Origin of the sequence: Marinobacterium aestuariivivens, from assembly GCF_042661465.1 — a bacterium.
Taxonomy (GTDB): Bacteria; Pseudomonadota; Gammaproteobacteria; order Pseudomonadales; family Balneatricaceae; genus Marinobacterium_A; species Marinobacterium_A aestuariivivens.
In genome coordinates this window covers 4518371-4530568 of the sequence record NZ_JBHSWE010000001.1, presented here as the reverse complement: position 1 = coordinate 4530568, position 12198 = coordinate 4518371, and the positions used below count along the sequence as shown (strand labels likewise).

The 12198-nt window shown below is 62.2% G+C and carries 13 protein-coding genes; 6 read left to right on the top strand and 7 right to left on the bottom strand.

What is annotated here, in order from left to right; all coding sequences use genetic code 11:
- Positions 1 to 65 precede the first annotated feature (65 nt).
- Both ACFQDL_RS23735 and ACFQDL_RS23730 read left to right on the top strand, forming a co-directional pair.
- Entirely contained in the window at positions 66 to 989 is a 924-nt protein-coding gene (locus ACFQDL_RS23735) for a DMT family transporter (RefSeq protein WP_379911165.1), read from the top strand.
- A gap of 91 nt (positions 990 to 1080) precedes the next feature.
- The gene (locus ACFQDL_RS23730; RefSeq protein WP_379911164.1) at positions 1081 to 1959 is read left to right on the top strand and encodes a methylenetetrahydrofolate reductase; all 879 of its coding nucleotides are present in this window, start codon (positions 1081 to 1083) and stop codon (positions 1957 to 1959) included.
- 146 nt (positions 1960 to 2105) lie between these two features.
- Here the strand turns inward: ACFQDL_RS23730 and ACFQDL_RS23725 are convergent, their stop codons facing one another.
- Genes ACFQDL_RS23725 through ACFQDL_RS23695 form a run of 7 tightly spaced genes read right to left on the bottom strand, consistent with a single transcriptional unit; the run spans position 2106 to position 6137 of the window.
- Entirely contained in the window at positions 2106 to 2477 is a 372-nt protein-coding gene (locus tag ACFQDL_RS23725) for an ABC transporter substrate-binding protein (RefSeq protein WP_379911163.1), read from the bottom strand.
- Positions 2429 to 3172: an ABC transporter substrate-binding protein gene (locus ACFQDL_RS23720; RefSeq protein WP_379911162.1), complete on the bottom strand. Its 744-nt coding sequence runs from the start codon at positions 3170 to 3172 to the stop codon at positions 2429 to 2431. Before ACFQDL_RS23720 ends, ACFQDL_RS23725 begins: the two co-directional genes overlap by 49 nt.
- The gene (locus tag ACFQDL_RS23715; protein ID WP_379911161.1) at positions 3169 to 3654 is read right to left on the bottom strand and encodes a sensor histidine kinase; all 486 of its coding nucleotides are present in this window, start codon (positions 3652 to 3654) and stop codon (positions 3169 to 3171) included. Before ACFQDL_RS23715 ends, ACFQDL_RS23720 begins: the two co-directional genes overlap by 4 nt.
- Entirely contained in the window at positions 3648 to 4589 is a 942-nt protein-coding gene (locus ACFQDL_RS23710) for a sensor histidine kinase (protein WP_379911160.1), read from the bottom strand. The genes ACFQDL_RS23715 and ACFQDL_RS23710 overlap by 7 nt, the downstream gene beginning before the upstream one ends.
- Positions 4564 to 5235: a response regulator transcription factor gene (locus ACFQDL_RS23705; protein WP_379911159.1), complete on the bottom strand. Its 672-nt coding sequence runs from the start codon at positions 5233 to 5235 to the stop codon at positions 4564 to 4566. Before ACFQDL_RS23705 ends, ACFQDL_RS23710 begins: the two co-directional genes overlap by 26 nt.
- Positions 5210 to 5758: a LysR substrate-binding domain-containing protein gene (locus tag ACFQDL_RS23700; RefSeq protein ID WP_379911158.1), complete on the bottom strand. Its 549-nt coding sequence runs from the start codon at positions 5756 to 5758 to the stop codon at positions 5210 to 5212. Before ACFQDL_RS23700 ends, ACFQDL_RS23705 begins: the two co-directional genes overlap by 26 nt.
- Complete coding sequence (locus tag ACFQDL_RS23695) at positions 5670 to 6137, bottom strand: LysR family transcriptional regulator (RefSeq protein WP_379911157.1); 468 nt, start codon at positions 6135 to 6137, stop codon at positions 5670 to 5672. Before ACFQDL_RS23695 ends, ACFQDL_RS23700 begins: the two co-directional genes overlap by 89 nt.
- A gap of 538 nt (positions 6138 to 6675) precedes the next feature.
- Between ACFQDL_RS23695 and ACFQDL_RS23690 the strand changes: the two genes are divergently transcribed.
- The 4 genes from ACFQDL_RS23690 (at position 6676) to ACFQDL_RS23675 (ending at position 11967) form a co-directional block, all read left to right on the top strand.
- A complete protein-coding gene (locus tag ACFQDL_RS23690; RefSeq protein ID WP_379911156.1) occupies positions 6676 to 7776 on the top strand; it encodes a 4-oxalomesaconate tautomerase in 1101 nt (366 codons plus the stop codon).
- 121 nt (positions 7777 to 7897) lie between these two features.
- The gene (locus tag ACFQDL_RS23685) at positions 7898 to 9031 is read left to right on the top strand and encodes a tripartite tricarboxylate transporter substrate-binding protein (protein ID WP_379911155.1); all 1134 of its coding nucleotides are present in this window, start codon (positions 7898 to 7900) and stop codon (positions 9029 to 9031) included.
- 67 nt (positions 9032 to 9098) lie between these two features.
- Entirely contained in the window at positions 9099 to 11096 is a 1998-nt protein-coding gene (locus ACFQDL_RS23680) for a tripartite tricarboxylate transporter permease (protein ID WP_379911154.1), read from the top strand.
- A 13-nt stretch (positions 11097 to 11109) separates the two neighbouring features.
- Complete coding sequence (locus ACFQDL_RS23675) at positions 11110 to 11967, top strand: universal stress protein (protein ID WP_379911153.1); 858 nt, start codon at positions 11110 to 11112, stop codon at positions 11965 to 11967.
- Positions 11968 to 12198 lie beyond the last annotated feature (231 nt).

The following is a 12198-nucleotide window of genomic DNA, read 5'->3' as shown; positions in this document are numbered from 1 at the left end:
CCTATCGTGCATGAGGGTGTCGGCAGCCCGGCTGAATACCGGCGGAAGCGAGGTTGATGGTGACAATGACCGAAGTTATCGAAATCGACCATCGTGCCAACAGGATGGGTTGCTTCTGGATGGTGTTTTCGATGGCGGCTTTCGCCATAGAGGATGTGTTCGTCAAGGCCGCATTCGAAAAGCTGCCTGTCGGTCAGATTCTCATCTTCTTCGGCTCGGGTGGCGCCCTGGTGTTCGCTTGCCTGGCCATGCTCAAACGGGAAAGGCTGCTCTCGGCAGACGTCATTTCCCGTCCGATGCTCGTCCGTGCAGGCTTCGAGGTTCTTGGCCGCCTGTTTTACGTGCTCGCCATCACGTTAAGCCCGCTGTCCGTTGCAACGGTGATCCTGCAGGCAACACCGATAGTGGTAGTTACCGGCGCGGCCATGTTGTTTGGCGAAAAAGTGGGATGGCGGCGGTGGGCCGCGATTGTCGTCGGGCTGGCAGGCGTGATAGCGATTATTCGCCCGGGAACGGACAGTTTTACGATGTTGTCGGTTCTTGCCGTGATCGGCATGCTCGGCTTCGCCGGTCGCGATCTGGCCAGTCGCGCAGCCCCGGCCTCGCTTGGCACCTCGGTATTGGGGCTGTACGGCTTTCTGGCTGTTATAGCTGCCGGTGCCACTTTTATGCTCTGGGAGTCAGAGGTTTTCGTGCGGCCCGACCTCGAAACCTCTCTCTACCTGCTGGGCGCCATCCTGGCTGGCGTCACGGCATATTCGGCGCTGATGAAGGCGATGCGTACCGGGGAGGTTTCGGCCGTAACGCCCTTCAGGTACACGCGGCTGATATTCGGCATATTCTTCGGCGTTGTCCTGTTTGGCGAACAGCTGAATTCCATGATGCTTCTGGGATCCGGCCTGATTGTTGTATCGGGTATATTCATCCTTTCGGGACGGCACGGGAAGCAGAAGAGCAAGTTCTCTGCCGCGCTGTCACGAGAGCATTGATCCAACAAGCCTTTCGCTCTCGAGATAGGGCGATCCAAGTAATTGGAATCGAATAATAACCAATTACGAAATTTTTCTGGGAAGACGGACAATGCATACAGTTAATAAGGGAAACGAGGCGCATCGCCAAAACCAAGAGAAAGCAACGGCATATGCGCTTGAAGTGACGGGTAAGGACATCCGCCAGGTCGAGATGTCTGCGCCGCAAATTCCGCCGGGCACGTCGATCAACATCGCGTTTTTGGGAAATGAAAACCACGATCAGCGCGTTAATGCCGCCCGAATTATACGGGCGTGCGGATTCGAGCCCGTCCCGATCATCTCTTCTCGTCGTCTTCGCTCCGAACGGGATCTCGACGACCTGCTCGACCTTTTCAACGATGCCGCCAGTCCGTCACGCTTCATTTTTGTAGGGGGAGATCCTTCCACACCTGCAGGCCCGTACAGGGATTCGCTGGCGCTCCTTGCAAGCGGGGTGCTGCAACGTCACTCCATTCGTCATGTCGGGATCGTCGGCTATCCCGAAGGGCACCCGAAGATCGATACGGAGACCCTCTGGCAATCACTTAAATGGAAGCATCACTTTCTTCGGGACAGGGGCTGCACGGTGGATATAACCACCCAGTTTGGTTTCGATACCGATGCCGTCGTTCACTGGATTCAAAGGCTACGCGATGAAGGTATCGACGCACCCGTTCGTATCGGTGTACCGGGACCGGCAGATGCCGGCAAGCTCCTTCGGTACGCGAAGCAGTTTGGCGTCGTAACATCAACGGCAATCGCCCGGCGATATGGTTTCTCGTTGACCAACCTTCTGCGCCACTCCGTCTCTGATCGCTATTGGAACGATCTTGCCACCGGCATGGCGGGGCAAAACCTTGGCGATATCCGCTACCACCTCTATCCGTTCGGTGGAATGATGGAAGGCGTCCGCTGGATGAACCATCGGGTATCGAGTATCCGCTCGTAGATAAAGCTCTACTCCAATCCCCCTGACTCTACTTTCAGCTCGACGCTAAGGGCAGTCACGATCGAACCCCAGTCAGGCCGGCACTCGATTGCGTCCCGCTACGGACTGCGCCGGGTGTTTCATACGCCCGGTGTTGACGGACTGCTTTATTCCTTGGCACCAAAAGCGCGGCGCCACTCCTCCAGTATCAGCTCGCGCTTCATCTCATCGGTCTGCACCAGCAGCGGCACGCCCAGCGGAATCGGTCGCAACGGGCTGTTGAAGGTGAGCCGCAGCCGGCTGGCGCCGGTTTCGCCGACGATGTCGCCGCGCACCGGATAGAGACTGGCTTCGTCGGCCAGCACCTGCTGCCCCTCGTTCGACAGCAGAAAGTCGAGAAAGCGGCGGGCATCCTCCGGGTTGCGGGCGCTCTTCGGCACGAAGGCGGTACGCATGATGACGGTGGTGTAGTCCTCGGCCAGCACCACCGTCAGTAGCGGGTGGCGCTTGGCCCAGGCGTGTGCATAGGAGCCGAGCACGTTGTAGGCGATGACGATATCCCCCGCACCAGCGCTCGGAGCATCGCCGCGCTGCTGGTGAACAACCGCGCCTCCTGGGTCGCGAACAGCTCCAGCAGCCGGCCGTTGCTGGCGGTTCTCTGGTTGTCGTGGGACCAGACCAGGTAGCCGATGCCGACCCGTTCGATATCGAAGGTGCCGATGCGCCCGCGCACCTGGTCGCCCTTGCGCCGGATCAGGTCGATCAGCTCGGCACGGCTGGCAGGCACGGACTCGTTGTCGAGAAAGCCGGTATTGAGCACGAAGACCGCGGGCTCGTAGGTGATGCCGAAGATCTCGTCGCGCCAGCGCGCCCACTCGGGCAACCGGTCGGTCTCGGCCGAGCGATAGGGGTGGGCATAGCCGTCATTGACCAGCTTCACCTGCAGGTCCATCGCCGAACTCATGACAAGGTCTGGCGTCTGCGGGTAGCGTTCGAGGAAGGCGTGATAGAGCTCGAGGGTACCGAATTCGTGATAGCGCAGGCGAATGCCCGGGTACCGGCGCTGAAACGCCGCGAGCACCGGCTTGATGGCAGCGAAGTCGGCGCCGGCATGGACCTCCAGCACCGCGGTTTCCTGGCCGGCCGCCGGCAGATCGTGAAGCACTTCGGCATCGACCGAGCAACTGACAAAGGTCGTCAACAGGCACAGCAGTGCAGGGCCGATCAGCTTCATGACAGCCTCCCTGACGGAAAATGGACCTCGACAATGAGGCCTTGCGGCGCGTTGTCCTTCAGCCGCAGGCTGGCCCTGTGGTGTCCGGCGACTTCCTGAGCGATGGCCAGCCCGAGACCGGAACCGGAACGGCTGTTACCGGGGCTGCGGTAGAAGCGCTCGAACACCAGCGGTTTCTCGGCATCCGCAATACCCGGTCCCCGGTCGGTGACGCTGAGCAGCACCCCACTCCCGTCTCGCTGCAACGTCACCTGTACATCGCTGCCCGGCTCGCTGTAGCGGATGGCATTCTCGACCAGGTTCTGGAGCATTTGCTTGAGGGCGAAGCGGTTACCCTTTAGCTCGATCCCCGCTGTGCCGTCGTATGCCAGCTCGACATCACGCTCCAGTGCCGGTACCGCCAGCTCACGGCACACTTCCAGCACCAGTTCATCGAGCGCTAGCCGCTCGTCCTGCTCGCTGCGCAACCGGTGCGTCAGCACCGCCTGTTTGAGTAGCTGATCAACGGTATCGCTGAGCCGGTCGGCAGACTCGATGATCTGTCCGAGCTGACGCCACCGTAACGTCTCGTCTTCCTCGGCGCGCGCATTCTGCGCCTGTGAGCGCAGCCCGGCCAGGGTGTGCGGATCTGGTGTGCCGCTTCGCTGGTGAAGCGCTGCAACCGGTTCAAAGTACCGCCGAGCTGCAGCATCAGGTGATTGAGGGTCTGTACCAGACGCGATATCTCCCGCGGCACGGCCACTTCCAGCGGGCTCAGATCCACCGGGGACCTTTGCGCCAGCGCCCGGTTCAGCCGCTCGAGCGGCCGCAGTGTCATCCAGATGCCTGCCGACACCAGCAGCAGGGTAATCAGGAACAACACCGCCACCAGTTGCACGGCGCGCAGGCTGATCTCGCCGGCCAGAGCCTGCCGGGCTCGCGTTGTCTGGCCCAGCTGGATGCGAATGGTGCCGCTGAAGTCGGTCTCGGTCAGCAGCCGGCTGAGCACCAGAAAACGCACCGGCTCGCCGCCATAGGAGGCATCGAAGAAATACTGGCGGAAGGCATCGCCAGGATGTCGCACATCGGCCTCGTCGGTCGGCAACGGCAGGTCGGCATAACCGGTGATATGGGCGTCGCCCGGTCCGAGCACTCGATAGAAGACGCGGTCTTCAGGCGCCAGCGCCAGCGTCTCGAAGGCGGCACGCGGCAGATCCACCACCACGCGACCGTCATGCAGGCCGATGTGCTCGGCGATCTGCAGCGCCGCACCGGTCAACAGCCGGTCATACGAAAGCCCGGCGGCGCGCTGGCTGTAGCTCTGGGCCGCCCGCAGCGCGAAAACCGAAATGGCGCCCAGTAGCACCAGCGTCAGCAGCAGAAGCTTTCGCCGGATCGACCAGCGTGCCGGCTCAGGACGACGGAGTTTTAACCACATAGCCGAGGCCCCGCAGGGTGCAGATCTGAACTGAACTCTGTTCCATTTTCTTGCGCAGGCGACCGACATACAGCTCGATCGCGTTGGCTCCGGGTGTCTCGTCGAAGCCGTAGAGGTGGTCGATCAACTCCGCCTTGCTCAACACCCGACCGGTGTGGCTCATGAACACTTCCAGCAGCCGCAGCTCCCGCGGCGCCAGCTCGATGAGTCGACCGTCAATCCGCACCTCGCAGGCCCTGCGATCCAGTTCGGTATTGCCAAGCTTCAGCAGATCCTGCGCCTGCCCCTGACTGCGACGCAGCAGCGCCCGGCAACGGGCGTCGAGTTCGCCGAAATCGAACGGCTTGGTGAGGTAGTCGTCGGCGCCGAGGTTCAACAGCGCGATGCGGTCCTCGACCTGCCCGCGCGCCGTCAGTATCAGTACCGGCGCGGGATCATCGCGGCGCCGCAACTTCTCCAGCACCCGCTCGCCGCCAAGCCCCGGCAGGTTCAGATCCAGAATGATCAGATCGAATGACTGCTGCGCCAGAACCCGGTCCGCCAGGGCCCCATCGGCGATCCAGTCGACGGCCTGCCCCTGCTTCTGCAAGTGCCGACTGATGGCTTCTCCGAGGGTGCTGTCATCCTCGACGATCAGGACTCTCATCGCGGTCTCCACCCATCTCCGCCTTTATCCAGCGCACGAAACGCTGAATGTCCGGCCGGTTGAAGGTATTGCGTGTGCATATCAGATAGTAGTTGTGTTTGGCCCGAACGCTGGTCTCGAACAAGCGCACCAGGCGCCCGGCACGCAGGTCGTCGGCCGCCAGCACGCTGCTGCCAAGGGCAATTCCCTGCCCGTCCATCGCCGCCTGCAATACCATGCTCGACATACTGAAGCGCGGGCCGTTAACCACCTCGAGACCCGCTACACCGGCCACTGACAGCCACTGATTCCAGCCCGGAAAGTCGCGGTCATCGGCACGACCCTCGAAATGCAGCAGCGTCTGGCCGGCCAGGTCCGACGGGTGCGCGAAGCGATGGCCGCGCTCCAGCAGCCGCGGGCTGCAGACCGGGAAGAGTTCCTCGTCGGTCAGCAGTTCAAGATGCAGCCCTCGCTCCTTCGGGGGCCGTAGCGGATCGCCAGGTCCACGTCCTCGAGGAAAAGTCCACCAGCCGCGTCGACGCATCGACCCGCAGGTCGATGTCGGGATGGCCGCGGCGGAACAACTCGAGTCTGGGCAGCAGCCATTTGGCGCCGAACGACGGAGCCACGCTCACCGTGATCAGTTTCTGGTTGCCGAACTCCTGCGCCTTGATCACAGCCTGGTTCAGCAGCTCGAACGCCTCCTCGACGAATGGCAGAGCCTCGCGTCCGGCTTCGGTCAACCGGACGGACTTGTTCATACGCTTGAACAGATCGACGCCGATGAATTCCTCCAGCAACTTTATCTGCTGGCTGACGGCACCGGTCGTCACATGCAGCTCGTCGGCCGCCTTCTTCAAGCTCTCGAGCCGACCGGCGGCTTCAAAGGTCCGCAACGCCTTTAGCGGCGGCATTCGTCTCATCGCCTGCTCCTCTTGCTATAGAAAATATAATCAATTCGTAGTCATGGCGATCTATCAGTGCAAAAAGCCGAGTGCCAAGTACAGGCTTTCGGAGGGCCATACTATTTGTTTAGTAATTCTAGACCTTACTTCCCCCTAATGCCATCCACCCCGATTAGAACACTCGACGAGAACAAGTTTCTCTTCCGCCAAAGCACGGCTTCGGTATTGAAACGCCTTTAACGACAGGATCAAGAACAGCACCTAATAAGCTGTTTTTATTGATCTTATTGCATTTCCTTCTGCAACCATGAGGTCTCCTGCTTAGAAAGTTGCATGATCAGCGGTCATTATCAATGTCGGCAGTTTTTGGGTGTGATGACGAGACGACTCGACATAAAGTTTAGTTTTTCTATATCAAACAGAAAAAATATATGGTTTGTCCGCCTTTCTAAGTAAACGTATCTTGATTATCAGCAGGGCTTACGGACCGAGCCAGCACCGCTCTAGAGCTAGAAGTTTTAAACCAATTGCGGACCGCTCAACCGAGACCAAAACCATGCAGACAGCTATCCCCTGCACCATGATGAGAGGCGGCACCTCCCGCGGCCCCTACTTCCTCGCCACCGACCTGCCGGCCGACTGGGCCACCCAGGAGCAGGTGCTGCTGGCGGCGATGGGCTCACCCAACGCCCAGCAGATCGACGGTATCGGCGGCGGCACTTCGCTGACCAGCAAAGCTGCCATAGTGTCCCGCTCCAGCCACCCGGCGGCCGATGTCGACTACCTGTTCGCCCAGGTCGGCATCGACCGGCTTCACGTCGACATCGGCCCGTCCTGCGGCAACATCCTCGCTGGCGTCGGCCCCTTCGCCATCGATGCCGGACTGGTGACGCCAACCGGCGACGAAACCCTCGTGCGGGTGCGCAACGTCAATACCGACAAGCTGATCGAGGTCTGCGTGCGTACGCCCGGTGGTCAGGTCGAGTACGAAGGCGACACCCGCATCGATGGTGTCGAGGGCAGTGCCGCCCCGGTGCTGCTGAACTTCCTCGACGTCGCCGGCAGCAAGACCGGCAAACTGCTGCCCACCGGCAACGTCTGGGACCTCATCGACGGCGTGCCGGTTACCTGTATCGACGCCGCGGTGCCGATGGTGATCATCGACGCGGCATCGCTCGGCAAGACCGGCAGCGAATCCAAGGCCGAACTCGACGGCGACCGCGAACTGCTGGCGCGCATCGAGAAAATCCGCCTGGCCGCCGCCTGGAAAATGGGCCTCGGCGATGCCCGCGGCAAGGTCATTCCCAAGGTCGCGCTGGTCAGCGCGCCGCGTCACGGCGGCACCCTGACGTCGCGTTACTTTGTCCCGGACAACTGCCATGCCAGCCATGCGGTGACCGGCGCCATCTGTGTCAGTGCCTCGGCATTGCTGCCGGGATCGGTCTCGGCTCCACTGGCCACGCCGGTGGCCGCCAACGGACAGGTTCGACTGGAACATCCAAGTGGCCAGATCGACATCGTGCTCGACAGCGCACTGTCCGCCAAAGGCATCGAGATACATCGCGCCGGCGTCGTGCGCACGGCCCGTCGACTGTTCCGCGGCGAACTCTACGTACCGGGCTCGATCTGGAACGGCCATCACTCCAGGGCATCCTGAGCCAGTTTTTTGCAACCTGTATCCGACTGACAGCTTGATGACAGCTTCAGGGGATACCTTGACCCGTGCCGGAACCTCAATCTCCCTGTTTTTCCGGCCACAACAATAAGAGATCCATACCATGAAAAAATCGAACCAGACTCTCATTGCCAATGTTGCACGTTCTCTGCGCAGCTCGATTGCCGCCGCCACCCTCGGCGCCGGCGCCCTGGCGCTGCCATCCGCCGCCTTGGCCGTCGACTTCGCCGGCGATCGCATCGAAATGGTCATGCCCTTCAAGGAAGGCGGCGGCTCCGATACCTGGGGCCGCTTCTACGCACCGCTGGTTGCCGAACAGCTGCCAGGCGGCCCGGTGATGGTGGTCAAGAACATTCCGGGCGGTGGTTCCACCAGCGGCGCCAACCAGTTCCAGCTGCGCGCCAAGCCGGATGGCCGCGATGTTCTGGCTTCCTCAGCTTCGACCATGTTCCCGTACATCCTTGGCGACAGCCGTGTGCGTTACGACTACAAGGACTGGGCCGCGGTGCTGGCATCGCCCACCGGCGGTGTCGTCTATGTCAGCGCAGACCTGGGTATCGACTCGGTCGCGGATCTCGCCAAGCTCAAGGGGCAGGACCTTAAGTTTGCCAGCCAGGGTGCCACCAGCATGGACCTGGTGACACTGCTTGCGCTCGACCTGCTGGATATGGACGTCAAGGCCGTTTTCGGGATGAAGGGGCGCGGCGAGGGTCGCCTGGCGTTCGAGCGCGGCGAGGTCAACATCGACGCCCAGACCACCTCGGCCTTCATCAAGAAGGTCCAGCCGCTGGTTGACGAAGGCAAGGCCATCCCGCTGTTCAGCTACGGCGTACTGGGCAAGGACGGCAAGATCAAGCGCGATCCGAACTTCCCGAACCTGCCGCATTTCGTCGAAGCCTACGAGATGGTGCATGGCGAAGCGCCGAACTCCGAAGCTTTCCGTGCCTGGAAATCCTTCTTCATCGCCGGCTATGCGGCCCAGAAAGGCCTCTTCCTGCCCAAGGGCACGCCTGAAGAGGTCGTGCAGGCCTACAGCGAAGCCGTGGCGAAAGTCATCGCCAAGCCTGGCTTCGAGACCGAGGCCGAAGACGTACTCGGCAACTACGAGCAGGCTGTTGGCGGCGATGCCCAGATGATGTTTGCCGAAGCACTGAAAATCGACGACGCCGCCAAGGCCTGGATCATCGACTGGCTCAACAGCCGCTACAGCGCCGGTCTCGAACCGAGCGCCGACTGATTCCTACAGGCACCTCAGCGGGCTGCGACCAAGCAGGTCCAGCCCGCTCCTTCCCAAGGTGATTCCCATGATTGAGACTATTGCTTCCTCGCTGCTGACCGTGCTCAGCATCGAGCATATCGCCTATCTCGCCGGCGGCGTCTTTCTCGGCCTGATGATCGGCATCTTCCCGGGCCTCGGCGGTATCGCCGGCCTCTCGCTGCTGCTACCGTTCCTCTATGGCATGGAACCGATCTCCGCACTGGCGATGCTGATCGGCCTGGTTGCGGTCATTCCGACTTCCGATACCTTCACTTCGGTGTTGATGGGCATTCCCGGCTCCAGCGCCTCCCAGGCCACCGTGCTGGACGGCTTCCCGATGGCCAAGCAGGGCCACGCGGCCCGCGCCCTGGGCGCCGCCTTCAGCGCCTCGCTGCTGGGTGGCCTGCTAGGCGCCCTGCTGCTGACAGCCTTCGTTCTGATCGCCCGGCCGCTGATCCTGGCATTCGGTTCCGCCGAGCTGTTCATGCTCACTTTGCTGGGGCTCAGCATGGTCGGCGTACTCGCCGGCAACAGCCTGGTGAAAGGCATCAGCGCCTGCGGTATCGGCGTGCTGCTGGGCAGCCTAGGCGCCGCCCCCGCCACCGGCGAATACCGCATGTCCTTCGACAACATCTACCTGATGGACGGCATTCCGCTCGTCGTCGTCGGCCTTGGCATCTTCGCGATTCCCGAAATCATCGACCTGCTGCGCCAGAACCGGGCCATCAACGAAGCGTCGGAACTTGGCAGCGGTTGGATGGACGGCCTCAGGGACGTCATCCGCAACAAGTGGCTGGCAATCCGCTGCGCCGTGATCGGTACGCTCGTTGGCGCCCTGCCGGGCCTCGGCGGCAGCGTCGTCGACTGGATCGCCTACGGCCATGCCGTTCAAACCACCAAAGAAAAGCCCCGATTCGGTAACGGCGACGTGCGCGGCGTCATCGCGCCCGAATCCGCCAACAACGCCAAGGAGGGCGGCGGTCTGGTGCCGACGCTGCTGTTCGGCATCCCCGGCTCCGGTAGCATGGCGGTGTTCCTCGGCGGCATGGTGCTGATCGGCCTCGAACCCGGCCCCGCCATGGTCGGCGCTGAACTGGGCACCACCTACACCATCGTCTGGTCGCTGGCACTGGCCAACGTCATCGGCGCCGGTTCCTGCCTGTTCCTGTCGAAATGGGTCTCGCGCCTGACGCTGATTCCGTACGCACTGATGGCGCCCTTCATGCTGATGGTGATCTGCTTCGCCGCCTTCCAGGCCACCCGCAGCCTCGGCGACCTGGTCGCACTGCTGGCGATCGGCGTGCTCGGCGTGCTGATGAAGCGCTTCGACTGGCCCCGCCCGGCCTTCCTGATCGGCTTCGTGTTGGCCGGTGGCATGGAGACCTACCTGTACCAGGCGATCCAGTTCGACGGCTGGTCCTTCCTGACCAAGCCGGGCGTGATGATCATCGCCTTCATCACCGTACTGTCGGTCTACTTCGCCGTCCGCGCCAAGCGCAAGAGCGGCGACGACAGCACCGAGGCTCCGACGACCGACGAGCCGCCGCGCCGTCGTGCCCGCAACCTGAAGCCGCAGGCCGCCTTCGCCGCACTGGTCGTCGCCTTCTTCGCCTTCGCGCTGTACGACGCTTTCCAGCACTCGTTCCTCGGCGGCGTTTTCACCGCCGGCATCAGCGGTCTGATGCTGGTACTGTCGCTGATCGTACTGATCAAGCTGCTGCGCGGCCAGGTCGACGACCCGGTCAACTTCGACAACGAGGTCGAGGCGGGCTACGACAGCGACAGCACCGTGGCGCGCCTGCCGCACTACCTGTACTGGCTAACCGCACTGGTGCTCGGCTGCTACCTGTTCGGCTACCTGATCGCCATCGGCCTGTTCTTCGTCGTCTTCCTGATGACCAAGGCGCGCACCTCGCTGATCAGAACCCTGTCGCTGACCGGCGCCGCGCTGGGCTTCCTCGTCGCCCTGGCCCACCTGATGGTGCTGGATCTGCCCCAAGGCCTGTTGCAGGACCTGGTGCAGATGCCCTGGCCGCTGAGCTAAGGAGGTTCAGACAATGAACGATCCGAGAATACTGTTAATGCCGCTGTCGAGCAGCGGCGAAGTGTCCGAACGGCTGCAGGGTGCACTGGCGGTGGCAAAGTACTTCGGCGCGCAGCTGCAGGTGCTACATGCCTGCGCCCACCCCAGCCGCTTTGTTCCACACGAAATCGCAGGCCTGTCACGGCAGTTCATGCAGGAGCTCGAGCGAATCGCCGACACCCAGGCACGGGAAGATGCCAGCCAGCTGCGCCGGCTCTTTAAACAGCTGGCCGACCAGGGCGGCGTCGCGGTCAGCGAAGAGTACCTGCCCGGCGGCGCTTCGGCCTGCTGGCATGAAGTCGAGGGCCTGCGCAGCGAACTGGTCGCGCGCCGCGGCAGAGTCGCCGACTTGCTGGTCGTTCCGCAGGGTCGGAACGGCACGATCAGTTCGACACTTGAGGCCGCCATCCTGCAGAGCGGGAGTCCGGTACTGGTCATGCCGCGGACACAAACCAACTTTGCACCGCAATGCATCGCCATCGCCTGGAACGGTAGCCCCGAGGCAGCACGGGCGGTGCGCAGCGCCCTGCCGCTGCTCAGGCGCGGCCGCGACGTGCGGATACTGACCCATGAAACCACCTCCAGCCGGGTCCCGGGCCCGGGGTCACTGCAGGCCTATCTGCAATGCCACGGAATCGACTCGAAACCACAGCGGGTCGAACAGCTACATCGCAGCGACGGTGCCGACCTGCTCCAGGCGGCTCAAGGCTTCCACTGCGACCTGATCGTGATGGGTGCTTACAGCCACCACCGCCTGCAGCAGCAGGCATTCGGCGGCGTTACCCGTCATCTGCTGCAGCACAGCGCCATGCCACTGCTGTTGTGTCACTGACAGACGTCTATATTGCCCGGCCGCAGCAAAGAGGCGACCGGACAGGGATAAACCAGAACGCAGCCAAGGGAGGAAAGATGGCCGGATAACGCAGAAACAAGGTACTACAGGTTGTGAAAACCTTCGGATAATCACATTAAACCTGTTGATTGGCGCCAGCCCTGCGCTGCAGGGCTATCCCCGCACGTTTCAGACACGCCAGACTACCGCAACAGGCAGGCGTCGCCCCCT